23 protein-coding genes are annotated in these 26,368 nt (G+C 41.1%); 11 read left to right on the forward strand and 12 right to left on the reverse strand.

All coding sequences use genetic code 11. The annotated features are described in order from the left end of the window. Positions 1-20: 20 nt before the first annotated feature. The 5 genes from Q0K96_RS04655 to argS form a co-directional block, all read right to left on the reverse strand. On the reverse strand, positions 21-1,403 hold the full coding sequence (locus tag Q0K96_RS04655; protein WP_297332841.1) for a peptide-N-glycosidase F-related protein: 1,383 nt from the start codon (positions 1,401-1,403) through the stop codon (positions 21-23). 115 nt (positions 1,404-1,518) lie between these two features. Next, positions 1,519-3,177: an MBOAT family O-acyltransferase gene (locus tag Q0K96_RS04660; protein ID WP_297332842.1), complete on the reverse strand. Its 1,659-nt coding sequence runs from the start codon at positions 3,175-3,177 to the stop codon at positions 1,519-1,521. A 1-nt stretch (position 3,178) separates the two neighbouring features. Beyond that, positions 3,179-4,594, reverse strand: coding sequence for a LysM peptidoglycan-binding domain-containing protein (locus Q0K96_RS04665; RefSeq protein WP_297332843.1), 1,416 nt, complete (start codon positions 4,592-4,594; stop codon positions 3,179-3,181). Continuing rightward, positions 4,584-6,059 (reverse strand): hypothetical protein, encoded by a 1,476-nt coding sequence (locus Q0K96_RS04670; protein ID WP_363317233.1) that lies wholly within the window; start codon positions 6,057-6,059, stop codon positions 4,584-4,586. The genes Q0K96_RS04665 and Q0K96_RS04670 overlap by 11 nt, the downstream gene beginning before the upstream one ends. A gap of 15 nt (positions 6,060-6,074) precedes the next feature. Next, positions 6,075-7,859: an arginine--tRNA ligase gene (gene argS / locus Q0K96_RS04675; protein ID WP_297332844.1), complete on the reverse strand. Its 1,785-nt coding sequence runs from the start codon at positions 7,857-7,859 to the stop codon at positions 6,075-6,077. Between the two features lie 184 nt (positions 7,860-8,043). On the opposite strand from argS, the gene Q0K96_RS04680 reads away from it, so the two are divergent. The 7 genes from Q0K96_RS04680 (at position 8,044) to Q0K96_RS04710 (ending at position 17,442) form a co-directional block, all read left to right on the forward strand. Beyond that, positions 8,044-10,449, forward strand: a complete 2,406-nt coding sequence (locus Q0K96_RS04680; RefSeq protein ID WP_297332845.1) for a TonB-dependent receptor — start codon at positions 8,044-8,046, stop codon at positions 10,447-10,449. A 238-nt stretch (positions 10,450-10,687) separates the two neighbouring features. Further along, the gene (locus tag Q0K96_RS04685; RefSeq protein ID WP_297332846.1) at positions 10,688-11,149 is read left to right on the forward strand and encodes a MarR family transcriptional regulator; all 462 of its coding nucleotides are present in this window, start codon (positions 10,688-10,690) and stop codon (positions 11,147-11,149) included. Between the two features lie 38 nt (positions 11,150-11,187). Next, complete coding sequence (locus Q0K96_RS04690) at positions 11,188-13,578, forward strand: 3-hydroxyacyl-CoA dehydrogenase/enoyl-CoA hydratase family protein (protein WP_297332847.1); 2,391 nt, start codon at positions 11,188-11,190, stop codon at positions 13,576-13,578. Between the two features lie 40 nt (positions 13,579-13,618). Next, positions 13,619-13,987, forward strand: a complete 369-nt coding sequence (locus Q0K96_RS04695; protein WP_297332848.1) for a four helix bundle protein — start codon at positions 13,619-13,621, stop codon at positions 13,985-13,987. 27 nt (positions 13,988-14,014) lie between these two features. Then, a complete protein-coding gene (locus Q0K96_RS04700) occupies positions 14,015-15,196 on the forward strand; it encodes an acetyl-CoA C-acyltransferase (protein ID WP_297332849.1) in 1,182 nt (393 codons plus the stop codon). A 36-nt stretch (positions 15,197-15,232) separates the two neighbouring features. Further along, positions 15,233-15,598, forward strand: coding sequence for a four helix bundle protein (locus Q0K96_RS04705; protein WP_297332850.1), 366 nt, complete (start codon positions 15,233-15,235; stop codon positions 15,596-15,598). A 41-nt stretch (positions 15,599-15,639) separates the two neighbouring features. Then, positions 15,640-17,442, forward strand: a complete 1,803-nt coding sequence (locus tag Q0K96_RS04710; protein WP_297332851.1) for an acyl-CoA dehydrogenase family protein — start codon at positions 15,640-15,642, stop codon at positions 17,440-17,442. Between the two features lie 77 nt (positions 17,443-17,519). Here the strand turns inward: Q0K96_RS04710 and Q0K96_RS04715 are convergent, their stop codons facing one another. Both Q0K96_RS04715 and Q0K96_RS04720 read right to left on the reverse strand, forming a co-directional pair. Next, positions 17,520-17,675 carry a lmo0937 family membrane protein gene (locus Q0K96_RS04715; protein WP_297332852.1) on the reverse strand — a complete coding sequence of 52 codons (156 nt, stop codon included), beginning with the start codon at positions 17,673-17,675 and terminating at the stop codon, positions 17,520-17,522. Between the two features lie 20 nt (positions 17,676-17,695). Further along, the gene (locus Q0K96_RS04720) at positions 17,696-18,289 is read right to left on the reverse strand and encodes a DUF4142 domain-containing protein (protein WP_297332853.1); all 594 of its coding nucleotides are present in this window, start codon (positions 18,287-18,289) and stop codon (positions 17,696-17,698) included. A 229-nt stretch (positions 18,290-18,518) separates the two neighbouring features. On the opposite strand from Q0K96_RS04720, the gene Q0K96_RS04725 reads away from it, so the two are divergent. The 3 genes from Q0K96_RS04725 to Q0K96_RS04735 all read left to right on the forward strand — a co-directional run bounded on the left by Q0K96_RS04725 (position 18,519) and on the right by Q0K96_RS04735 (position 21,761). After that, on the forward strand, positions 18,519-19,769 hold the full coding sequence (locus Q0K96_RS04725) for a hypothetical protein (protein WP_297332854.1): 1,251 nt from the start codon (positions 18,519-18,521) through the stop codon (positions 19,767-19,769). Next, positions 19,762-20,478 (forward strand): glycosyltransferase family 2 protein, encoded by a 717-nt coding sequence (locus Q0K96_RS04730; RefSeq protein ID WP_297332855.1) that lies wholly within the window; start codon positions 19,762-19,764, stop codon positions 20,476-20,478. The genes Q0K96_RS04725 and Q0K96_RS04730 overlap by 8 nt, the downstream gene beginning before the upstream one ends. An 86-nt stretch (positions 20,479-20,564) precedes the next feature. Beyond that, on the forward strand, positions 20,565-21,761 hold the full coding sequence (locus Q0K96_RS04735; protein ID WP_297332856.1) for an LETM1-related biofilm-associated protein: 1,197 nt from the start codon (positions 20,565-20,567) through the stop codon (positions 21,759-21,761). Positions 21,762-21,817: 56 nt separating this feature from the next. On the opposite strand, the gene can is transcribed toward Q0K96_RS04735, so the two are convergent. From can to Q0K96_RS04755, 4 genes are read right to left on the reverse strand one after another with little or no spacing between them, the layout of a single operon-like run. Then, positions 21,818-22,456: a carbonate dehydratase gene (gene can, locus Q0K96_RS04740; protein ID WP_297332857.1), complete on the reverse strand. Its 639-nt coding sequence runs from the start codon at positions 22,454-22,456 to the stop codon at positions 21,818-21,820. 12 nt (positions 22,457-22,468) lie between these two features. After that, complete coding sequence (locus Q0K96_RS04745) at positions 22,469-24,100, reverse strand: SulP family inorganic anion transporter (RefSeq protein ID WP_297332858.1); 1,632 nt, start codon at positions 24,098-24,100, stop codon at positions 22,469-22,471. 58 nt (positions 24,101-24,158) lie between these two features. Beyond that, entirely contained in the window at positions 24,159-24,440 is a 282-nt protein-coding gene (locus tag Q0K96_RS04750) for a hypothetical protein (RefSeq protein WP_297332859.1), read from the reverse strand. A gap of 58 nt (positions 24,441-24,498) precedes the next feature. After that, positions 24,499-24,999 (reverse strand): Dps family protein, encoded by a 501-nt coding sequence (locus Q0K96_RS04755; RefSeq protein ID WP_297332860.1) that lies wholly within the window; start codon positions 24,997-24,999, stop codon positions 24,499-24,501. A 118-nt stretch (positions 25,000-25,117) separates the two neighbouring features. Here Q0K96_RS04755 and Q0K96_RS04760 point away from each other — a divergent pair, with 118 nt between their 5' ends. Next, the gene (locus tag Q0K96_RS04760) at positions 25,118-26,065 is read left to right on the forward strand and encodes a LysR substrate-binding domain-containing protein (RefSeq protein WP_297332861.1); all 948 of its coding nucleotides are present in this window, start codon (positions 25,118-25,120) and stop codon (positions 26,063-26,065) included. A gap of 52 nt (positions 26,066-26,117) precedes the next feature. Here the strand turns inward: Q0K96_RS04760 and Q0K96_RS04765 are convergent, their stop codons facing one another. Further along, the gene (locus Q0K96_RS04765) at positions 26,118-26,315 is read right to left on the reverse strand and encodes a hypothetical protein (protein WP_223054253.1); all 198 of its coding nucleotides are present in this window, start codon (positions 26,313-26,315) and stop codon (positions 26,118-26,120) included. Positions 26,316-26,368 lie beyond the last annotated feature (53 nt).

Raw genomic sequence — 26,368 nt, forward strand, 5'->3', positions numbered from 1 at the left:
GCCGGATTATAACTCAAACATTATTCTTTTACAATTTTGCGGGTAGCTACCTTACCGTTTGTAAATGTAGCCTTAACCACATATATGCCTGATTCAAGCCCCGAAAGGTTTGCCTGTTTGGATGTACCTTTAAACACCTGCTGGCCTAATGTATTTAATACTTCTAAGCTGCTAACTTCGGCGTCAGCCACAACAGTAACAACATCTGCAACAGGGTTAGGATATACGCTAAAATCGGTATTGTCAAAGCTTACGGCTGAAAGCGGCTGTGCAAAGCCCTGCAAGTAAACAGACATCGGGAAATAGCCCTGCCCTCCTGCGAAAACAGCATCCGGAACATCTATTTTAAAGCTATGCTCTCCTGCTGTAAGGTCGCCCAGTGATATGGTTCGGATTGGAATTTTATCACCAGGGCACCAGTTATTCCACGACCATGCAGCATTTGTATCAGGCCTCGGGTATGCAGGATTGGTAGAGCAGTCATAATAAATACAGCTTGGTTGTGTATTATAGTTGAAAAACGGCACACACGATACGCCGCCCGGCTTATAAGTTAACATAAGCTGGTTATCAAAGTAAATAAAATGGTTACGCCTTACATATTCTTCACCGCCAGAATTTGAGCCGTGGTTTGATGTTATCAGATAAAGCTTTGCATTTGGTACATCCTGCTCCAGTGTAAAGTTGATGGTACGCACCGTTTCGCCTAATATATCAGTTCCGTCAAGGGTGTAATTCTTAAGCTCATATTTATACGATAATGGCAAAAAGAAGTTATTCTCGGCAACAAGGTTCGGGTCAAATGTAGATGAGAACTCAAGTGTGCCCATATATACATCATTTCTTCCCTGACAGCCCGGTATTTCTACTGCAGCGCCACCCTGGCCGGGGCCGCCCTGATAGCCATATACCTCAAGCTCAATCCAAATATCATACTGTGATGTTATACTCTCATCATGAAAAATATGCGTAAGGTTATCCACCTGATATACATAAGGAACAGAGTTAGGGTTTGTTACCGTCATATCCATAAACGGGGTAATAAAACGTCCTATCTCGATACGCTCTACCTCATTGTATACGTAAGTATCTGCTCCTTTTGGTGCCAAAACCATATTTACATTCCCTATCCTGTCATAATTATCACAAAGCGGATTAAGGGTAACGGTCATGGTTAATTTGTTGCCGAAAGATGCCAGTTGCTCTTCGGTAAGTTTCTTACCATAAGATGAGTTGCTGTTCCTTATGGCTCCCGGCGGAATTGGCTCGCTTACGGTCGCTTCATACATACCGTAGTAAACAGCCTGGTCAAAAACAGTAAGATTGTATGGTTCCTGAGCCTGCACGCCTGCGGCTGCAAACATGGCAAAACCTAAAAACAAGTTGAGTAGTGTTTTCTTCATAAAGTTTAGTTTTAGGCGTGAAATTTAAGAAATTTTCCAATAAAACCTTAATCATTTACCTATATTAAACTGTACTTTACTATTAAAACAACTTTTTAATGTAAGAATGTTATATTTAAAACTGAAAATATATAAATGGCTGAGGCCCGGCTGAGGCTGCGGCATAAACAAGCCAGTACACAAAGCCCAATATTACTGCCTTACCCGCAAGCGGTGTCCTGTAAAAGGCCTGCTTCATGGCATTGATAATATTTTCGGGTAAAAAGTGCCACACATAACCAATAAACATCAAAATGAATACATTCTTATAACCCATTATGATGGTTTCCCACTGTGCAGGGTTAAAGGTTACTTTACCGATATTCTGAATAACATCAAGCGCAATTGTAAAATCTTTAGCACGGAAAAATATCCAGCAAAACGCAACAAAATGAAATGTTATCACTACCGATATAAAATGCCACAAACGGTTTCCGCCTTTCCCTTTCGGGGTTGGAAAGAATTCAGAAAATAATTTATGTACTGCCAGGCCAATACCGTGCAAAGCACCCCAAACTATAAACCTGAGACTGGCACCATGCCATAACCCGCCCAGCAGCATGGTGGTTAACAGGTTTACATTGGTAACAAGCGTTTTTTGCCTGTCTTTAGCCAAAAGAAATGATAACACAAAAAGTCCGAAGGCACTACCGGCTGTTATTAAAGGCCATATACTTACATTTAAGTTGGCCACACCCCATGCTATAACGGCAATAAAAAATACTGCAGGGAAAAAGAAACCTCCGAAAGAGCCTCTTCGATTACCACCTACTGAGATATATAGAAAATCTTTTAACCATGTTGATAATGAAATGTGCCACCTGCGCCAAAACTCAGTTATGCTTCCCGATTTATAGGGTGTGTGGAAGTTAGGCGGAAGCTCGAAACCAAGCAGCAGCGCTATACCGATAGCCATATCACTATACCCTGAAAAGTCGCAATATATCTGTATGGTGTAGCCATAAGTAGCCATAAGGTTTTCAAAAGCGGTGTAACTGTTGGGCGAATCAAAAACCCTGTCAACAAAGTTTACCGATATATAATCGGATATTACCGTTTTTTTGATAAGGCCGCCAATAATAAGGAAAAGGCCATAGTTTACCTCTTCTTTTGTTATAGTTAGCTTTTCATATATTTTAGGGATAAAATCCTTTGCCCTTACTATAGGGCCTGCCACAAGCTGCGGGAAGAACGACACAAAGAAAAGATAATCAGGGAAACTCTTAGCAGGTGTTATTTCCTTACGGTAAATTTCTATCGTGTAGCTTATGGACTGAAAGGTATAAAATGAAATACCAACAGGGAGTATAACATCATAAAAGGCGAATTTCCCTCCAAACAGGTCATTATAGTTACCTATTAAAAAGTTGGTATATTTAAAGTATGCTAAAAAACTCAGGTTTACTATAACACTAAACCACAGGTATATTTTACGCTGCATCTCCCTTGTTTCCCGGTACAGGAAGTAGCTAAGGGTATAATCTAAAACAGAAGTAAACAGCAACAGCAGGAAATACATACCGCTCGACTTATAGTAAAAGAAAAGCGAGAATGCAATTACATAAAATATACGCAGGTAAAAGGTTTTGCGCAGCAAAAGGTAGATAGCATAAAAAACAACAAACAGCCCTAAAAATAAGCCTGTGTTAAACAGCAAAGGCCGGCCCGGATCATAAGTGAACCAAGCTACTGCATCCTCCCATTTTACCTCCGGTAAAATATTATTCCACTGCATTTTAGTTGTTGGATTTAAAATTATCAAATGCTTTTAAAAAAGCTTCGGTAAACAGTTCGCCCTGCTTTTGGTAACCCTGCACCGAATAATGCACCCTGTCTGAAGACATCATTCCCTTTGCAGCATTTTTATCTACGCCATACAATCCTCCCATTTCTGAGAACATATCCCACGATGCATAATTCTTGTCTGTTTCCTGTGTGAGTATGCTTTTAGCATAAGCAGCCACAAAGGTATTAGGATACCTGCGCTTAAATAATGATGGCGGGGGCGTCATAACCAGCAGGCAGGCACCCGGGTTAGCCGCACGTATATTTTCAATAAATAGATTTAGCTGCTCTGTGTAAGCCTGTGCTTCCATCTTATCAAAAGACTCGTTGGTACCGAGCGCTATCACTATAAGATCGGGCTGCAAAGTTTCTGTCTGTTCAAAAAACAAAGGATATTTATTATAATCAGATGCTTTAGCGCCATTAACACCGATGCTGTGGTACAGAATTCCCGGAGTATCTTTTTCAAGAACTAAACCATTAAGGTGATATTCGTTAAGCCCCTCTCCCGGCAGCAGGTAAATTTTAGAAACAGGCTCTTTACTGTAATAATAATTGGAAATAGTATCTGTAGCCAGTGGCAAAGGGATAAATTCGCTGCGCTTTATCTCTCTTTTTTCCATCTGGCTGGTAGGTATTTTTAATGTTTTACCTGCCCTGATGTTGTCAGAACGTAATCCGTTAAGCTTTTTTATTGCCGAAACACTGGTGCCATATTTATTAGCAATGATGGATAAAACCTCCCCGCTCTTAATTTTATGGGTAATCTTTTTAGGCTCGGAAGATTCCATCACAATGGTTTTAGAACTTGTGGCAATGTCTATACACGGTATATTGTGCGGAGTAATTATCCTGACCGTATTAAAACAATAGCCGGTATCGCGAACGGTAGCTTCTACCACAAAACTTTCTTTTGCTTTAAGCGCAATACCGCTAAGCCCAACCTCCATGCCCTGCTCTGCGGGGTAAATATTGCGGCGGCTGTCCCAACTGATGTTACTGCTGTATTTTACATAAGGGCTGCCGTTAGTTTTAGCCAGCCTGTGCGGAAACGAAAACCCTACACCACCGTTGCCAAAGCGCGCCTGTAATTTTTTACGAATGGTACCTGTAATAATATCGGCCTGTATGTGGCTGTCGCCAATGTGCACAATATTAATGTGTCCCGTCTTCTCTTCTTCCAGAAACCGCAGCTTCTCGAAAAAAAGATTAAGCGCCGAAGTGTTGGTAATGATATTATTATCTCCCATCTCTATGCCCGAAGTATCGGTAACCACACTGTCTATAACCACTTCTGTAGTATCAACCTGCGCAGCCACACCTGTAGCAACAAGCGTAAAAATAAGCAACAGGTATTTATTCAGCATGTATAGTATCTTTTTTGCGGTTAAGGGTATCCTTTTTTATCAGGGGCTTGCGGTTTTTTGGCTTCGGTTTAATACCTTTTAGTTTCTTATACAGCTCATAGCCTTCGCTTAGTTGACCGTAAATAAGCCCGCCTATTTTTTCTGAACCCCTGAAATTAAAGTGCGTATAGTCTTTATTGGCAAGTGCAGGTGCATCTTCCACCCATTTAACCATAGCGCCTTCACCACCCATAAGGCTAAACAGGTTTACATAAGCAGCGTCCGACTGTATGGCGTAACGTTTTTGTGCGAGCGTTAGCGGCACAACAGCACTGTCGGTTTTCATCTCTAAGTCATACTTAGTAGACTTATCAGCGGTAGAAACTACCAGTATAGCAACACCCGGAAAGCATTCTTTAAGATGCTCAACAACCCTTGCCATGCGCTTTTCATACCACTTGTAATTATAAGAGCCGTAGTTAAGCACATTGGTGCCATAGTGAAGTACAATAAGGTCATACCCCAGCTTTTCGTTAAATGCCTGCATCACCTTTTTATTAAAGGTTGTTATTGGCAGCCCTGAGTTACCCCTGTTAGAAAAATTATCTACATGCACACCTTTACCATCGTCAAAATTAAAACCGTAGAAGGGTATGGAGTCGGCAGCAATAAACTCTGCCCTGAACGATTTTAAATCATTAGGGGCAATGCTAATGGTATTCACTACATTATTTGGCTCAAGCTGCTTTATAATAGTGTCGTTGCCCGTAATAATGGCTACCCTGCCCTGCTCGTTCCCCGATTTACCATAAAACAACACCGGCTTGTTTAGCTGCAACAGGTTATGGTAGCGGTTGGCTTTATACTTTACCCAAACAGGGTTAACAGTATCGTGCTTTACAAAAAACACGTGCCCGTTTACGCCAAAAGGGCTTTTAGGGTGCTTTATGTTAAGGTATGAAAGCGTTTTCCAGTTGGAACTGAATTCATGCTTAAGTGTGCTTCGTGATGGTGCCGACTCTGAAGTTATATTTACAAAACCAACCCCCTCACCGCCAAAACGGTCCTGTAGTTGGGTACGGAAGTCTTTCACTATCATGTCGCCATCCGTCATGGAGTCACCAAAATAAGCTATACGCACTTTACCTTGTTGCTTTGTTTCGAGTTGCAACAGCTTTTCGTAGAAAGCTATCAGGTGCTGGTAGCCTTTATATTCTTCAAAAGTTTCGGGAGGAAACTGTATGCCTCTTTCTTTTTTAAATACAATCTTTTTATCCTGAAGGGTATCCTCTACCGCTACAATTTCTGTAGTATCTATATCCTGCACTGCCTCAAGCACCATGCTGTCTATAACAACATTTTTACCTGCGGGGGCCGACTCGGTAAAAATCCTGCGGGGTAAAAATTGCTTAAAAACCATTAATGCCGCTATGGATAGTACCACAATAGCAAATGACTGTATAAAATAAGGCTTGTTGGGTTTCACAAAACTTGCGGTTTATTACATTCTTTCCGGCACACCAATACCCAAAAGGCCAAACGCTGACTTAATGGTATCGCCCACTTTTTTGGAAAGCTGTATGCGGAATATCTTTTCGTTCATCACTTCACTTCCTAATACAGGTACGCTTTGGTAAAAAGAATTGTATTCTTTAACCAGGTCATACGTATAGTTGGCTATAAGCGCAGGGCTGTGGCTATCGGCTGCGTTTTGTATAACATCCGGGTACTGTGCCAGCAGCTTCAGCAGCTCTTTTTCTTTTTCATGCAGGGTAATAGCTTCAGGAGCAAGTGCTACAGAAAAGTCAAATCCGGCTTTCCTTACCAACGACTGTATCCTTGCATATGTATATTGTATAAAAGGCCCGGTGTTTCCTGCAAAGTCTACCGACTCTTTCGGGTCAAACAGTATTCGTTTTTTAGGGTCAACTTTCAGTATGTAATACTTTAAAGCCCCAATCCCTATTATCCTGTGCAGTCTTGCTTTTTCTTCGTCAGAGTAGCCTTCCAGCTTGCCCAGTTCTTCAGATATTTCTTTAGCGGTAGCGGTCATTTCTGCCATAAGGTCGTCGGCATCTACCACGGTACCCTCACGGCTTTTCATTTTACCCGAAGGCAAATCCACCATGCCATAGCTAAGGTGGTACAGGCTGTCGGCCCACTCATACCCCAATTTTTTCAGTATAAGGAAAAGCACTTTAAAGTGGTAATCCTGTTCATTACCCACAGTATATACCATACCGCCCACATCAGGAAAATCTTTAACCCTTTGTATGGCAGTACCAATATCCTGCGTCATATAAACCGCCGTCCCGTCCGAGCGTAATACTATTTTACGGTCAAGGCCGTCTGCCGTAAGGTCTATCCATACAGAGCCGTCAGGATCTTTTTCAAATACGCCCTTCTCTAGCCCTTCCGCCACAACATCTTTACCTAAAAGGTACGTATTGCTTTCGTAGTAATTCTTATCAAAGTCAACACCTATGTTTTTATAGGTTTCGTTAAAGCCCTCATATACCCATCCGTTCATTTGTTCCCAAAGGGCTACAACTTCAGTGTCGCCTGCTTCCCATTTGCGGAGCATTTCCTGGGCTTCAAGCAAAACAGGTGCTGCTTTCTTGGCTTCTTCCTCCGTTTTACCTTCGGCTTTAAGCGCTTCTATTTCTCTTTTATATGCTTTATCAAACTCCACATAATAATTACCCACCAGCTTGTCGCCTTTAACCCCGGCACTATCAGGCGTTTCACCATGCCCGAATTTTTGGTAAGCCAGCATGCTCTTACAGATGTGGATGCCCCTGTCGTTTATTATCTGGGTTTTATACACTTTTTTACCGGAAGCCTTTAGTATCTCAGCCACAGAATAACCTAACAGCACATTACGCACGTGCCCCAAATGCAGCGGTTTGTTGGTGTTAGGCGAGGCATACTCCACCATTACAGCCTTGCCATCTTGCGCCGGTACTTCAAAACCAAAAGACTCGTTGTCTTTTATGGTATTGAACAAGTTAATGTAATAAGCATCGGATATAACAATATTAAGAAAACCCGAAACTACATTAAACCGCTCGGCTATACCCGAATTCTCGGTAAGGTACTCCCCTATTTTATTGCCAAGTTCGGCAGGGTTACCTTTTACCTGCTTTAAAAGCGGAAAAATAACCATGGTAATATCACCTTCAAACTCCCTTCGGGTTGCCTGTAACTCTACTTTTTCAATAGTGATACCAAACAACGCCTGCACGGCCTTTTCGATGTGCGAAGTTAAAATTTGTGATAATGCCATTTTACTTTGTTTTTTAAGCGTGCAAAGATAAACATAATTTACCAACACCCTGAAAGGCGAGCGTTTAAAAAATTTGTTAAGCCTGATGCAAAAAATATTTTTATTTTTTTGTGTGATACCTGTAACAAATGGCTGTTGTTGTTGTCTTATGGGTATCAATCAATCATCAATCAATTAAACGAGCATGTATTTCAGACTACTGTTAGTGTTCCTTTTCGGGAGCATTACTCTTTATGCCCAAAATGCGGGCAGCATTTCAGGAAAAATTAACGACAAAGCAACTGCACAGCCATTGCCCTATGTAAGCATAGTAGTTAAAGAAAACGGCACAACGGTAACAGGAGCCATAACTGCCGATAACGGCACATTCGAGATTAAAAACCTGCCGCTTAAAACCTATACTGTGGAAGTGCAGTTTATGGGCTATAAAACCCAGACATTTACTGCAAAACTTACAGAAACAGACAGGAACACAAGCCTTGGTACAATTGTTATAGAGGAAGAGGCTACTACGCTTAACGAGGTAGAAATAGTAAAAGAGGTTTCTACCATCGAGCAAAAACTCGACCGTAAAGTGATAACTGTAGGGCGCGACCTTACCACCGCAGGCGGTACGGCATCAGAGATCATGAATAACATACCGACGGTAAATGTTGACCAGGACGGCAATATTTCCTTGCGTGGTAACCAGAATGTGCGGATACTGGTAGACGGACGCCCTACCAATATAGACCCTGCGCAGCTTTTAAAGCAAATACCCAGCACCTCTATAAAAAAGATAGAGCTTATTACCAACCCCAGCGCCAAGTACAACCCGGAGGGTATGAGTGGTATCATTAACATTATACTGCACAAGAACACCAACAACGGTTTTAACGGTAACTTTAATGCAGGTATAACCTTTGGTGAAGAACCGAAATATAATAACTCGCTGGATATGAACTACCGTGTGGGCAAAGTCAACTTCTTTAGCAACGTAGGCTCTAACTTCGGGAGATACTTTAATGATGGTAACGTTTTTCGCGAAGATGTAAATTCACGCCAGATCATTGACATCAGTAATGACAACGAAGGCTATCTGGGTAAATTCGGGATGGACTATTATATAAATGATAACAATACGTTGTCTGTTTATACCAACCAAAATTATGGCACCGGGCTTGGCATTGTGGGTGTAGATATTATGTATCCTGACAACTCCGGTTTTAATGATATAAGCCAAATTACACGATACGACAGCGACAACCGTAATAACACCTATAACCTTGCTTATAAGCATAAATTTGCGAAGGAAGGCCACACACTTGATTTTGAAGGTAATTATAACGATGCACGCGGCACTCAGGATGCCGTGTTCTCTACTACAGAAGGAACTGAAACCAGCGAATATAACGACAACATAGTTGATGAAGGCGAAAACATAACCCTGAACCTGGACTATGTAAATCCGATAAATGAAAGATCGACACTCGAACTGGGTGCCGAGGCAAGGATAATAGGTAACGAAAACACCTATGACACTACCTACTCAGGCCCTAACCCAACGCTGCAGGATTCGCACTATACGTATGACATGAACATCTATTCGGCATATGCAACCTTTGGGCAGAAATTTGAGAAGATAAGCTACCAGCTCGGCGCACGCTTTGAAAGCTACAAAGCAGAAGCCAACTTCAACCGGGGAGAAATAACGTTTACAGATGAGTATATAACCGTTTACCCTTCGGCATATTTAACGTATTCGCCCGATCAGAACAATATGTTCCAGTTAAGCTACAGCCGCCGTGTGGACAGGCCGAGCCTTGAGCAGACAAAGCCCATAAGGGAATTTGCAACACCATTGCTTACGTCGTATGGCAACCAGTTCCTCGAACCGCAGTTTACCAGCTCAGTCGAAATGAATTACACCAAGATGTTCGGGGAAGGATCTTCGGTAACGGCAGGTGTTTTTTACAGGTTTATAAACAACGAGATAAGCCGTGTGCTGTTTCCTGACGAAACAACAGAGAACACACAGGACCTTATTATGAGCTTTGATAATTTTGACCGCAATACCTCTTACGGGTTTGATGTTTCCGCTAATTATAAGATTGCAAAATGGTGGGATATACAGCCCGCAGTAGATTTTAGCAGTATTTCACAAAAAGGTGCGGTAGCGCAGCTTGTGCCCGGCACTACAGATGAATACGAGACTGTTATTAAAGAAGTAGATGTAGCTGCATTTAATGCAAGGCTTAACAGTAACTTCAGGGTAAATGACAGGTTAAGTTTCCTACTGTTCGGGTTTTACCGTGGCGCGGTAGATGGTGTGCAGAATGACAGTAAAGAGATGTATAAGATAGACTCAGGCGCGCGGTACACACTTCTGGACAACCAGATGTCTATAAGCGTCAGGTTTAATGATATGTTCAATACCATGCGATATGGTTTTGATGGTACCGACCCTTTCCCTCAAACCGGCGAATTCCGCTGGGAGAGCCGCACCGTTTATTTTGGTATAAACTACCGTTTTGGCGGCGGCAAAAACAGGGCCATGCAACGCAGGCAGCGCGATGATAACACCAAGCAAAGCAGCGGCGGCATGTTTTAATCAAGAGTTTCCTTTCCATCAATCAAGGAACGTTTTTCATACATTTAGTTTAGTTAGTTGTGTACCCCTTAGGCATATGCTTAAGGGGTATTTTATTGGTATAAATTGGGCTTTTATTGCTATATTTACAGGAAAGCATCATTAAACAAATAACATTCTTAATAATTATTTAAAATAAAAACTTAAATTTAATATGCGTGCATACTAAATTTTTCTTATCTTTGAAAAACACAGCTACATGAAAGAGAAGACAATTGACTATATACTGAGGGCCACATGGCAGGCAGTAGCCCGGATGTATAATGAGGAAGCCGGTAAATATGGCGCAACCATGTCTATAGGCTTTGCCCTGTTATCTATTGATAAAGAGAACGGCATATCATCTACCGCCCTGGGGCCACAGATGGGTATGGAGCCAACAAGCCTTACGCGAACCTTAAAATCGATGGAAGACAAAGGGCTTATAGTACGCAAGAAGAACCCCGTTGACGGCAGGGGAGTAATAATAAAGCTCACCCGGCTGGGGCTCGAAAAAAGGGAGCTTTCCAAGAACACGGTTTTAAAATTTAATGAGGTAGTAAAACAACATATATCTCAGGAAAAAATGGATCACTTTATAGAGGTGGCCGAGCTTATAAACAACCTGATTTCTGAAAAGCAGGTGTTTAACAATGAAGAAACAACAGCTAATACCAAATAACAGGCTTATAAGCCTAACCAAAAAACTATAAATGAAACATGAAACGCATAATTAAAAAGGTTGCCGTTTTAGGTTCGGGTATTATGGGTTCAGGCATTGCCTGCCATTTTGCCAACATTGGGGTCGAAGTGCTTTTACTTGACATTGCCCCTAAAGAACTTACCGAAGCGGAGCAGAAAAAAGGCCTGTCGTTACAGGACAAAGCCGTAAAGAACCGCATAGTAAACGAGCATTTGGCAAATGCGCTGAAATCGAAACCCTCTCCTATTTACCACCAAAAATTTGCATCGCGCATTAAAACAGGCAACATGGATGATGATATGCCTAAAATTGCCGAAGCCGACTGGATAATTGAAGTTGTGGTAGAAAGGCTCGACATTAAACAAAAAGTGTTTGAGCAGGTAGAAAAACACCGCAGGCCGGGCACACTGATAACTTCCAACACCTCTGGCATTCCTATCCACTTTATGAGCGAAGGCCGCAGCGAAGATTTTAAAAAGCATTTTTGCGGCACACACTTCTTTAACCCGCCGCGTTATCTTAAACTTTTCGAAATCATTCCGGGCCCTGAAACCTCTCAGGAAGTGCTGGACTTTTTAAATAACTACGGCGAAAAATTCCTGGGTAAAACCTCGGTAGTAGCTAAAGATACCCCTGCATTTATTGGTAACCGTATTGGTATTTATGGCATCATGAGCCTTTTTCACCAGGTTAAGGAAATGGGGCTTACTATAGAAGAAGTTGATAAACTAACGGGGCCTGTTATTGGCAGGCCAAAGTCGGCAACCTTCCGCACGGTAGATGTTGTAGGGCTTGATACGCTGGTACATGTTGCCAACGGGCTATATGAAAATGTACCGGATGATGAGCAGCACGATTTATTTAAGTTGCCGGAGTTCATCAGCAAAATGATGGATAACAAATGGCTGGGCAGCAAAACCGGTCAGGGCTTCTATAAAAAAGTAGATAAAGATATCTTGGCGCTCGACCTTGATACGCTGGAATACCGACCTCAGAAAAAAGCTTCTTTTGCCACTCTTGAGCAAACCAAGACCATAGACAGGCCGATAGACCGCTTTAAAGTTCTTGTGAAAGGCACTGACAAGGCCGGTGATTTTTACCGTAAAAACTTTGCGGGGATGTTTGCTTATGTGTCGCACCGCATTCCTGAAATTACAGACGACCTATATAAAATAGACGATGCCATGAAAGCCGGTTTTGGCTGGGAAAACGGCCCGTTTGAAATTTGGGATGCCGTTGGCGTAGAAAAAGGTATCGAAATAATAAAAGCTGAAGGGCTTGAACCCCCACAATGGGTTAATGATATGCTGGCCTCCGGCAACAGCAGTTTCTATACCGTAAAAGAGGGCAATACTTATTATTACGACCTGCAATCTAAATCGCAGCAAAAAGTACCGGGACAGGATGCCTTTATCATCCTGAACAACATCCGCGAAAGCAAAAAGGTATGGAGCAACAGCGATGCTGTAATACAGGATTTGGGCGATGGTATCCTTAACCTTGAGTTCCGTTCTAAGATGAATACTATTGGCGGTGGTGTGCTACAGGGCATCAACAAAGCCATAGACCTTGCCGAGAAAGAATATGACGGGCTTGTAATAGGCAATCAGGCTGCCAACTTTAGCGTGGGCGCTAATATCGGTATGATATTTATGATGGCAGTAGAGCAGGAATATGATGAACTGAATATGGCCATCAAAATGTTCCAGGACACAATGATGCGTGTGCGCTACTCGGCTATTCCAGTAGTTGTTGCACCACACGGCATGACGCTGGGCGGTGGCTGCGAAATGAGCATGCACGCCGATAAGGTTGTGGCAGCAGCCGAAACCTATATTGGCCTTGTGGAGTTTGGTGTAGGCGTTATACCGGGCGGCGGCGGCTCTAAAGAGATGGCGCTGCGCGCTGCGGATAACTTTCATAAAAATGATGTGGAGCTTAATGTGTTACAGGAATACTTCCTCGCTGTAGCTATGGCAAAGGTATCTACCTCGGCTTATGAAGCTTTTGATACCGGCATACTGCAAAAAGGAAAAGATATTATTGTGGTAAATAAAGACAGGCAGCTTGCCGAAGCTAAAAAGTACGCAAAACTTCTTGCCGAAGCGGGTTACACACAGCCAATAAAACGCACCGATGTAAAAGTACTTGGTAAACAAGCACTGGGTATGTTCCTTGTGGGGACAGACAGTATGGAAGCAGGTAACTACATTAGCGAACACGACAAAAAGATTGCCAACAAGCTGGCCTATGTAATGGCAGGAGGTGACCTGAGCGAATCTACTTTTGTGAGTGAGCAATACCTGCTTGACCTGGAGCGTGAGGCATTCCTTTCGCTATGCGGAGAAAGAAAAACTCTGGAAAGAATTCAGCATATGCTGACTAAGGGGAAACCATTGAGAAATTAAATTAGTATCAAGTATAAAGTATTAAGTACAAAGACAGCAAATGCATCAGTTCGAAAAACTAAAGATATGGCAGAAATCAATGGATATTGCTGAAAAAGTTTATAATATGTCGGTAAATATTCCTACTGATGAAAAATACAATTTGGTACACCAAATAAAAAAATGTGCTGTTTCGATTCCTTCAAATATTGCTGAAGGTTCGGGAAGGAATTCAAAAAAAGAGTTTATTCATTTTTTGGGTATTGCAAACGGCTCTGCATTTGAACTTATTACACAATTGATACTATTAAAGCGACTTAATTATATTGAAGAAAATACAATCACCAACATAGTTAATGATCTTGTAGAAGTCTGTAATATGAGCTTCGCCTTACAACGAAGTTTAAAGCAAGTACTTCAGGATTCTTAATACTTTGTACTTAATTCTTAATACAACATGAAAACAGCATACATAGTTAAGGCTTATCGTACAGCGGTAGGCAAAGCGCCCAAAGGGGTATTCCGGTTCAAGAGGCCGGATGAGCTTGCAGCAGAGACAATCCAGTATATGATGGATGAGCTTCCGCAACTGGATAAGACAAGGATAGACGACGTTATTGTAGGTAATGCCATGCCCGAAGCCGAGCAGGGATTGAACTTTGCCCGCCTTATTTCGCTTATGGGGCTTAAGGTGGAAGATGTTCCGGGTGTAACGGTAAATCGTTATTGTGCTTCGGGGCTTGAAACCATAGCTATAGCCACAGCCAAGATACAGAATGGTATGGCCGACTGTATTATAGCAGGAGGTGCCGAGAGCATGAGCTATATACCAATGGGTGGCTACAAACCGGTGCCAGACTACCAGGCTGCCAAAAACGGGCATGAAGATTATTACTGGGGTATGGGGCTTACAGCAGAAGCAGTTGCTAAAAAATATAATGTAAGCCGTGAAGACCAGGACAGGTTTGGGTATGAGTCGCACCAAAAAGCGCTTAAAGCACAGGCCGAAGGCAAATTCGACAGACAGATAGTACCTATTACCGTTGAGGAAACCTATGTTGATGGTAACGGCAAAAAAGCCACCAGAAGCTATACGGTAACCAAAGATGAAGGCCCGAGGGCTGACACATCTGTTGAGGCGCTTGGCAGGCTTAAACCCGTTTTTGCAGCTGATGGATCGGTAACGGCAGGAACCTCATCGCAAATGAGTGATGGTGCCGCCTTTGTAATGGTTATGAGCGAAGAAATGGTTAAAGAACTTAACCTTGAACCGATAGCAAGGCTGGTAAGCTATGCCGCAGCAGGTGTAGAGCCAAGAATAATGGGTATAGGCCCTGTAAAAGCCATACCAAAGGCACTAAAACTTGCCGATAAAAAACTTGAGGATATCGAGCTGATAGAACTTAACGAAGCCTTTGCATCGCAGTCGCTTGCAGTAGTGCGCGAATTGGGTATAAATACTGACATATTGAATGTTAATGGTGGTGCTATTGCTTTAGGGCACCCACTGGGCTGTACCGGAGCAAAACTATCGGTTCAGTTATTTGATGAAATGAAACGCCGCGGCAACAAATATGGCATGGTAACCATGTGTGTAGGTACCGGCCAGGGTGCTGCGGGGATTTATGAAGTATTTTAACTTTTAATGACTAATAGATAAGAGATAATAGACATCATGAGTGAATATAAACGGCATAACTTTAAAAAGCTGAAAATTTGGGAAAACGGTATGGACTTGGCTAAACTTATTTTAGATACAACCGATACCTTTCCTTCTCATGAGAAATTTGGTTTGAAGTCGCAAATGGACAGATGTGCATTTTCTATCCCGTCAAATATAGCAGAAGGCTCCAGCCGAACTAGCAAATCATTTCGTCATTTTATTGATATATCGCTGGGTTCGTCAATCGAACTTCATACACAAACGCTATTAGCATTTCACAGGAATTACATTTCTGAAGACGTCACAAAAATTATTGAAAATAAAATTGAAGAATTTCAGAGAATGACAATGAGTTTCCAAAACACATTGGCCCCTTAGCAGGTCTTTTATCTATTCTCTATTATCTAAAAAATCTAATCATGGAAACAGAAGAAAAACAAATTACCAGAGGTGGCCAGTTCCTTGTAAAGGAAACAAAAGCCGAAGATATTTTTACTCCCGAGGATTTCTCGGAAGAGCAGTTAATGATGCGCGACTCTGTTAAGGAGTTTGTAGACCGCGAACTGTGGCCTAACAAAGAACGTTTTGAAAAGAAAGATTATGCCTTTACTGAAGAAACCATGCGCAAGGCAGGAGAGCTTGGCTTTCTTGGTGTTGCCGTGCCCGAAGAATATGGCGGACTGGGGATGGGCTTTGTAAGCACTATGCTGGTATGCGATTACATCAGCGGGGCCACAGGTTCTTTCTCTACTGCATTTGGTGCGCATACGGGTATTGGTACTATGCCAATAACCCTTTACGGTACCGAGGAGCAAAAACAAAAATATGTACCAAAACTGGCCTCGGGCGAATGGTTTGGCGCCTATTGCCTTACAGAGCCGGGAGCGGGCAGCGATGCCAATTCAGGCAAAACAAAAGCAGTACTTTCTGAAGATGGTACACATTATAAAATTACAGGGCAAAAAATGTGGATATCAAACGCCGGATTCTGCAACCTGTTCATAGTATTTGCCCGTATAGAAGATGATAAGAATATTACCGGATTTATCGTACAGAATGACCCTGAAAACGGAATTTCGCTTGGCGAGGAAGAACATAAACTGGGCATAAGGGCCTCTTCTACCCGCCAGGTTTTCTTTAACGAGACCAAAGTGCCTGTAGAAAATATGCTGAGTGAGCGTGGCAATGGCTTTAAAATAGCCATGAATGCGCTTAATGTGGGCCGTATTAAACTTGCCGCTGCCTGCCTTGATGCACAGCGCCGCACAATTACTAACTCGGTAAAGTATGCGAATGAAAGGGTACAGTTTAAAACGCCGATAGCCAACTTTGGAGCTATCCGCGCCAAGCTTGCAGAAATGGCTGTAAGCTGCTATGCGGGTGAAAGTGCCAGCTACCGCGCGGCTAAAAATATAGAAGACCGAATTGCGGCACGTGTTGCAAACGGCGAAACCCACCAAGATGCTGAACTTAAAGGTGTTGAGGAATTTGCCATTGAATGCTCTATACTTAAAGTAGCGGTATCTGAAGACATACAAAATTCTTCTGACGAAGGTATCCAGATTTTTGGCGGTATGGGCTTTAGCGAAGATACCCCGATGGAAAGTGCATGGAGAGATGCCAGGATAGCCCGTATTTATGAAGGGACGAACGAGATAAACCGTATGCTTTCGGTAGGGATGCTAATTAAAAAAGCTATGAAAGGCCATGTTGACCTGCTTGGCCCTGCCATGAAAGTAGCGGAAGAGCTTATGGGCATACCGTCATTTGATACTCCGGACTATTCTGAGCTTTTTGCAGAAGAGAAAGAAATGATAGTCAAGCTGAAGAAAGCCTTTTTAATGGTTGCCGGCAGCGCTGTACAAAAGTATGGGCCTGACCTTGAAGAGCACCAGCAACTACTTATGGCCGCCGCCGATATGCTAATAGAAATTTACATGGCGGAATCTGCAATACTACGTACAGAAAAGCTTGCCAAATCTAAAGGTGAGGATAATGCAAAAGAGCAGATTGCGATGGCTAAACTTTACCTTTACCATGCTGTTGACCTTGTTAATACTAAAGGTAAAGAAGGCATAGCTTCTTTTGCCGAAGGCGATGAGCAGCGGATGATGCTTATGGGATTAAAACGCTTTACAAAATATACAAACCTGCCAAACGTGGTTGCACTAAGGGAAACCATTGCTGCAAAAATAGTAGCAGAAAACACATATCCTTTCTAAAACCAGATAATTTAATGACTAAAAAAGCCGCCCCAGTATTTACTAAGGCGGCTTTCTTTTTATGTTTACTGTTTATGTTACAGCCTTTTTCCCCGGAAGAAGTTTAGCAATATCATTACTATTGCTACTAAAAGCAACAAGTGTATAAGGGCACTGCCCACATGATAAGCAAAACTTCCTAAAGCCCAGGCTACAATAAGTATAACGGCAATTATATATAAAAGATTTCTCATAGCAATTTATTGTACTACTATTACATATTGTTGTTATCCATCTGGTCTTTAAGCTGCTTAGCCCTGTCAAGGTGTTGCCTTAAAGTTGGCAGCATGTTGGCAGCCCACATCCTCACTTCTTCGCTATTGGCATTTTCAGATGCATCTTCCATTTTGTCAATAGTTTTCTCATGTCCGTCAACCATCATATCAATATACTTCTTGTCGAAATCCATTCCGGTTTCGTCATTCAGGTCATCATAAGCTTCCTGTCCTTTTTCTGTAAGTGCCATTGGCAGTGATACATTCATTTTCTGGGCAAGCTCTTTTGTTTTATCAGAAGCTTTCTGGTGCTCGGTAACCATCATCTGGCCGTACGCTTTTACATCAGCGTTATTAGCTTTCTGCTGGGCAAGTTTTCCAAGCTCTATCTCTTTCATATCTACTTCGGCAGCCATAACAAGGTATTCTGAGTCATCTTCTTTGGCCTCATTATCATCAAATTTTTCTTCGTTTTGCTCTTCAGCTACTTCAGCAGGATCGTTTTTGTCGTCTTTACATGAAACTATACCTAACGATAGCGACAGCACAGCCGCCCCCATAAAAATTTTACTAAAAAAAGGTGTCTTCTTCATAATTTAAGGTTGTTTAGAATTTATGTTTTTGTTACTTATTCAAACGAAATTAAGCTATATATAGAGGCAGCCATGTTAGCATAATCACAATTATTGTTATGGAAATACTAAATATTTTTGGCAGCTATCTCTCGTTAAAAAATACTTTATACATAGTTTTAAATGCCCTTTCATACTATTTATAAAGCGAATGTTGTTTATTTGCAGGAATTAATGTTGATTCGCTTAAATGGAATTAAAAGGCAGGAATTTTTATTATGTATTAACTACTATTAGCTTACTTTGGGTAGCCTTTTTATATTTTGCCTTAGATGTTAGTGCACAGACTTTTATTTTTCCCGACTCTGATAATTATCGTGAGGCTGCAAGTTTTTTATACCACGATTTAAAATCACACCCGTACCGCCCGTTAGTTATGTCGGCAATAACAGGCATTCCGTACCTGTTTGGCTTAGGAGACAGCGCTGTTTATACATTTAGCTTTTTTGTAAATGTAATTTCATGGCTTGGTTCCTCATTATTGCTCTTTAGCCTGATAAAAAACATACTCCCCGAGCGGAAAGCTTTTTATTTTACATTAGTGTTTTTTACTCTCGTAGGGTGTGCATTTATAGTCTTTCATTTACTCACAGAAGCCCTGTTTACGTTTTGTATGCTGCTTACTTTTTACCTGATAAATAAATGGTATCACACCAAAACGTTCCGTTACCTTGCTTTTGCAATTGCTGTTTTACTGGCATCGGTATTAATTAAACCCGGGGCAAAGTATTTAAGTATTATAGCAATTTTATTTTTTATAAAGCCGCTGTTCAAACATGCTTTAAAACCCTCAGCACTAATTATATATGCATTTGGTATGCTTATTTATATTCAGTGTGCTATGGTAAAAAAAGATTATGGCGACTTCACCATAAGCTATATTGACAATGTTACGCTTTACAACTATATTGGTACAAGGGCATTTCTTTACAGCAAAGGAGAAACTTTTACTAAATATGAAAATCCGAGGATGCCTTACTTATTCAGCCTGAGTTACCATGAGGCAAAAAAAGTTGCGCAGGCAGATGTAAAAGAACAATTAAAGAATAACAAAATTAACCTGGTAAAAGCCTATTTTACTAACCTGTGGAACAACATTACCACCAATAGCACATCTTTAAATGTGTTTAGTAATGTTTACAATAAAAGCTATTACCAGTTTTTAAGACGGGGAATGCTTTTAACCAGCAGAATCCAGAATTTGTTTTTTTCAGTTTCCGGTTTTTTACTTGCAATCCTGTATTTATTTAAGTCATATAAAACCTCACCCTTTTACAGCATAATCAGTTTTTACATACTATACACGCTTCTTATTTCGGGCGTTTCCTGCTTTGAGGGTGACCGTTTTACAATAATCTTCTTTCCTGCCGTACTGCTGTTAATGGCAAAGTTTTACAGTGAAAGATCTAAAACACATCAAAAGCATACTAAACATGTTTAAGCTTTCTGTAATTATACCGGTTTATAACGAAGCCAACACTATACACCTTTTACTCGACAAGGTAAAAAATGTATCTCTGATACATAATATTGCCAAAGAGATAATAATAGTTGACGACTGCTCTTCTGATACTACTTATACTGTTATTCAAGAATATATTGCAGATAATGGCAGTCATGATATGATACTTGAAAAGCATCCTGTTAATAAAGGTAAAGGTGCGGCACTGCATACAGGCATAAAAAAAGCTACTGGCGATTACATTATTATACAGGATGCCGACCTGGAATATGATCCCGAAGAATATAACATACTTTTAAAACCTGTAACAGATGGCTATGCAGATGTGGTTTATGGTTCCAGGTTTATTGGCGGCAACCCGCACCGCATTTTGTTCTTCTGGCACACTATAGGCAATAAGTTCCTTACCTTTTTGTCGAATATGTTTACCAACCTTAACCTTACGGATATGGAAACGTGCTATAAACTTTTTAATGCCGGCATGCTTAAGTCGCTGCATTTAAAAGAAAAGCGTTTTGGTTTTGAGCCGGAGGTTACTGCTAAAATTTCCCGGATTAAGAAGGTCCGTATTTATGAAGTTGGCATATCCTACTACGGGCGTACCTATGATGAAGGAAAAAAAATTAATTATAAGGATGGTTTCAGGGCTATATGGTGTATATTAAAGTATGGCATGCTTAAACTATAACTGAAGATAAGGTGTAATAAATTGATAACCGTAGCTTATCTGTTTGATTAGCTAAAAGTTCATAATTTTGCAGTAAATAAACAACCATGATTAACCCTTCGGCCAGCGGATGGATAGATAAATACTTTGCAAGGCTTAAGATGCTGTTGCCTAAAGATACTGCCCCCCATGATTATTATAAAATGGTAAGGGATACCGGTTTTATTTATGGTTATGTAGCGAGTGCTGACTTTCTGGAAGAAAAGGAAACTAAAGGGTGGACTGCTGAAGAGGCAATTAAAGCTACTTTATTAAACAGCCTGTATGGCATGTACTGTATTACAGAAGATACAGATGCAAAAGCTTTTACAGATAAAGCCATTGCTTTTTATGAGCATATGGCCCCAGAGGGTTACTCTTTCATAAAAAAAGTGCTGCCTGCTTCGCCAAGGTCATATCAGCTGGAAGATGTACTTGATGAGCGTATTAAAACCAATGAGAATATCATCAGCCGTAACTTTTCGCACATCCTTACCAATGCGCTGTTGTTCATGGATGTACTGGCATTCCGCCAATACCTCATCAACGGGCATATACCTGAGAATTACCTGAAAAAGCTGGAGGAGACTGTAGTAGGCCTTGCCTTGGTAGCATTAAACGTAAAGTCGAAAAAAACAACGTATGACGATTTGCTTATAAAGCTGTTTGAGGCTTCTGTACGTTATACAAAGGTAGCCAAAGTAACTGCTAATGATATTGATGCACTTGAGGTTTCTTATTTTGAATCGGAACCCGAAAAGCTGTATCTTTTAGATATTGCAGGCATGGCTATATGGAGTGACGGGGCGGCAGAGCAAAATGAAATCGACTTTTTGTACAGGCTTGCTAACCGGCTAAAACTTGATGAACAGGCTGCTGCCGACAGTATAGCGGGCTTTGATGTGTTTATAAAACTGCACCGTAGCCATATACCCTATTTTAAATATTCTAACCCTGTAAAGCATTTTTATGACCATGCTTCGCAAAACGTAATGCTGCTGATTAACCGCAACAGGAAACGGCTTGTAAAAGAGCTTAGCAATAACGGCGAACTTATGCTGTTGCTTACACACTCTGCACACCGCAACCTTAACGCAACAGAAAAAAAGAAGGTAAAAAAGCAGTTACTTGAAATTTGCAAAACTGTACCGTCTTTAACCATATTCCTGTTGCCGGGTGGTAGCCTGCTGCTTCCGCTGCTCATTAAATTTATCCCGCAGTTGCTACCATCTGTCTTTAATGAAAACCTTGATAAAGAAGAATAAAAAAAGCTGTAACAACTTCAGTTCTTACAGCCATTATATTATTACATTATTAAAGTTTAAAACTTCAGCCTGTCTACCCTGTCAAGGTCATGGTTATCGCCAAGGTTTACTTCCAGATCTCTAACAATACCTGTATCAAGCCCGTAAACCCAGCCGTGCAGGCAAAGCTCCTGCCCGTTGCGCCAAGCTCCCTGCACTATAGATGTCTTGGCAAGGTCATATACCTGCTCTTTTACATTTATCTCTACAAAGGCATTAAACCTGTCATGCTCGTTTACTATAGAGTCTAAATACACCCTGTGGTGCCTGTAAACATCTTTAATATGCCTTATCCAGTTATCTATAATTCCGATAGACTGGTTACCCATAGCAGCCTTAACACCACCGCATCCATAATGTCCGCACACTATAACGTGATTTACCTTTAGCACGTTAACGGCATAATCAAGCACACTCAGCATATTCATGTCAGAGTGTACTACCATATTCGCAATATTTCGGTGTACAAAAACCTCACCGGGCTGTGCCCCAATTATCTCGTTGGCAGGCACACGGCTGTCTGAACAGCCAATCCATAACAATGGTGGTGACTGCCCCTGCGCCAGCTTCTGGAAATAATCAGGGTCTTCAGAAAGTTTATTCTCCGACCATATTTTATTGTTATCAAGAATCTTTTTGTAAAAATCTGTGCTCATGCTTATATTGTATTAGTATATATCCTGTTTTTTATCTCTTGCTTTGCCACTGTCATTATGTGTAACAAAAACGTTCTTATTATCTGTGTTCTGCAACTCATAAGCTGTTTTAAAACCTACAAGGGTAACATCTATATTATCTTCTTTCGCCTTTATAGTGGCAAATTCTTCTATAAGGTCGAGTACATCATACGCTATATAAACCGTTTCAGATGCATCAATAACTACTTTAGAGTTTTCGGGTATTTCATTAAGGGTTGATTTTATGGCTGCCTTATTCAGGAATGACACCTCCTGAGCCAGGTCGATGTGTATAACATCTCCTTCATTATATTGCTCTTTCCTAAAGTTATATGCCCTTTTAAGGTTACCCCTAAGTACAAATATAACGCTGATTATCATTCCGAGGGCAACACCGCGCAATAAATCTGTAACCACAACGGCTATAAGCGTTGCAATAAAGGGTACAAACTGGTATATGCCTTTTTTCCAGAAATGTATAAGCTTTGCAGGCCGCGCCAGCTTATAACCTATAAGCAGCAGCACAGCGGCAAGTGTGGCAAATGGTATTTTGTTTAGCAGCGTGGGTATGGTTAGTACGCATAACAGCAACAGGCTGCCGTGAATGATGGTTGACATTTTTGTGCGTGCGCCTGCACTTGCATTAGCAGAAGACCTAACCACAACAGATGTTATGGGGAGCCCGCCAATAAGCCCGCTGATCATATTACCTATACCCTGTGCCTTAAGTTCACGGTTGGTGTCGGTATAGCGTTTTTGTTCATCCATACGGTCAGACGCTTCAATGCATAGCAGCGTTTCTACCGAAGCGACCACCATAATGGTAACTGCGGTAATCCATACCTGCGGATTAGCAATGGCTGAAAAATCAGGGGTCAGCAACACGCCTTTAATATCCTGAAAAGACTCAGGCACAGGCAGTGTCACTAAGTGTGATTGTCCCAGCGCCAGAGGATTTCCTGTAGTTATAAAAAATTCGTTGATGAGTATCCCTGCTAACACAGCAACTAAAGCACCAGGCAGCATCTTAATTTTTTTGAGCGCTTTTACATTTTCCCACATTATGAGGATAATAAGCGAAACTACTGCAATAATGATTGCGCCAACCTGAAAACGCTTAATAATCTGCGGGATATCAGAAAATGGGTTTCCTCCGTCCAGCCTGAAAAGTGATACTGTACCGTCAAAGCCTATTTCATCATAACCAACGGCATGCTCTAACTGGTTAAGTATGATAATAACACCAATACCGGCAAGCATACCTTCTATAACATTTGAAGGAAAGTAATTAGACAGGCTGCCAGCCTTGACAAATCCCATTACTAACTGCAGCACGCCCGAAAGCAAGACCGCAAGAAGAAAAGCCTGGAAAGAGCCTAAAGTTGCAACAGCAGTAAGCACTATAGCAATAAGCCCGGCAGCAGGGCCGGAAACACTGATGTTTGAATTACTTAGCGGACCTATTATAAGGCCGCCTATTATACCTGCAAGGATACCCGAAAGCGGTGGCGCCCCGGATGCAAGCGCAATACCCAGACACAACGGCAGGGCAACTAAAAAAACAACAAGCCCTGAAGGAAAATCGGCCTTCAGGTTTGCAAAAATATTCTCTTTTTTTGACATAACCGAAATTTAAAATACTGTAAATAAGCTGCAAAAGCAGCAATTAATTTTATTTTAATTATGCCGGTTCGGGAGGGGGTATAAAAATATCTCCACAAACACTTATATGCCTGCGGAGATTATATGAATTTATTTTTAATGTTTTATTCACTTTAGCAAATAGTGCAATAGCATTATTATGCAGTGATATGTTTACAGCCTGAAGCACACTTTCATTATCTTCTTCACTTATATTATATGCAAAGGAGAAATCCGAATCTTCCTCAAGAGCGCTAACAACTGTAGGCATCACAAGGAAGAACAGGAAGAATAAAAGTGTTATATTAACTGCTGCCTTCATGCATACGAAGATAGCAATTTTTACTTCAGCAGGTAAACAGATGTTAAAGAGTTTTACTTTAAATTTCCTCTTCGCACCATGCCTTCATCATCCACATGGTTTTTTCCTGTTCTTTAATAAAATCACTCATCATAGAGTTGGTGCCCTCGTCATTAATTTTATCCGATTCTTCGAGTATTACCCTTTCAATCTTAAGCAGGTCGCTCAAAGAAGCTATAACAAGCTGAACGGCATCTACATCTTTGCTTATGTCTTTACCTACTTGCAGCCTATTGTTGGCTATATAATCTTCAAAAGTATGCAGTGGTGTGCCGCCCAGTGTTAGCACCCTTTCTGCAACCATATCAATTTTTAGCTGCGCATCATTATAAAGCTCTTCAAACTTTATGTGCAGGTCAAAAAACCTTTTACCGCGTATGTTCCAGTGAATGCCGCGCAGGTTTTGGTAATAAACCTGAAAGTTAGATAACAGTATGTTTAATTCGGCTGCTATTACGCCTGCTTCTTTTACCGGAAGGCCAAGAATATTTGTAGCCTCTGATTGTTTTTTTGTTTTCATATATTATAAATTTTGTTGTGTTTGTAAGTTTTTTACATCATAAATTTAAACAAATTTACCCATTAATAATATAGACTATATCAATAGTTTTTATAATTTTATCATAAAAATTTATATCATGACTATTACACAGCTTCAATATGTACTTGCGGTAGCAGAACATAAAAACTTTACGCTTGCAGCAGAAAAATGTTTTGTTACGCAGCCCACGCTGAGTATGCAGATACAAAAGCTGGAGGAAGAGTTAGATATTCAGATTTTTGACCGTGGTAAAAAACCTATACAGCTTACTGCTGTAGGTGAGCAGATAGTGAGCCAGGCTAAGAATATTGTAAACGAATCGGGGCGTATTAAAGATATTGTTGACCAACAGAAAGGGTACATTGGCGGTGATTTTAAAGTAGGGATAATACCTACTATAATGCCTACTTTGCTGCCCATGTTTATGAGCAACTTTATAAAAAAGTACCCAAAGGTAAACCTTATAATTGAGGAACGTACTACAGAGGAAATCATCAGGATGATAAAGAACGGGCAGCTTGATGCCGCGATTGCAGCAACCCCGTTGCATGAAGAAACCATTAAAGAAATTGTGCTTTATTATGAGCCTTTTGTAGCTTATGTACCGGAAAATATCCCTGCATACAATAAAAAAGAGTTTGAAGTGGAAGACCTTGATTTGAACCTGCACAATGTATTGTTGTTACAGGACGGGCATTGTTTCCGCCATAACATATTAAACCTTTGCAAGGCAAAAGGGCTTGGCAATGATAATCATTTCCAGATTGAAAGCGGCAGTTTTGAGACGCTTGTAAAGCTTGCTGACGAAGGTTTAGGGATGACACTGCTACCCTACCTGCACACCCTTGACATGGGAGATAAGGCAAGCAGGAAGCTCCGCCACTTTAAAGAGCCGAGGCCATCGCGCGAGGTTAGCCTTATTTACTCTAAAAAAGAGCTTAAGCTCCATATTATAGAAGCTTTAAGAAGTACTATTGCCGGAGTGGTAAGGGGTGCTATAACCTTCCAGAATGTAGAAATTACAAGCCCGCTGCAAAAAAAATAAGTGCGGCCTGGTATATAAAAGCACAAAGAGGAGCCAATGGCTCCTCTTTTGTTTATTGTTCTACATTAGTAAGGCACGCTTGCAGTTCAGGCTTCCCGTTAGTAAAAGTTTTCAGCCATTCCAGCAATTGATCAATCTCATAAGGCAAAAGGCTCTTTAATGCTTTTTCTACTTCTTTACAAAACAGTTTAGGGTCAAAACTTACGTTTACCAAAACCTGTTTCGTGTAACTAAACATACTTCTGGGCATAATTCTTTTACAAATTATTAAATTAGTGTTAGTAGGTGATAAGAACGTATGTA

Source organism: Flavobacterium sp. (assembly GCF_024305175.1).
Taxonomy (GTDB): Bacteria; Bacteroidota; Bacteroidia; order Flavobacteriales; family Flavobacteriaceae; genus Flavobacterium.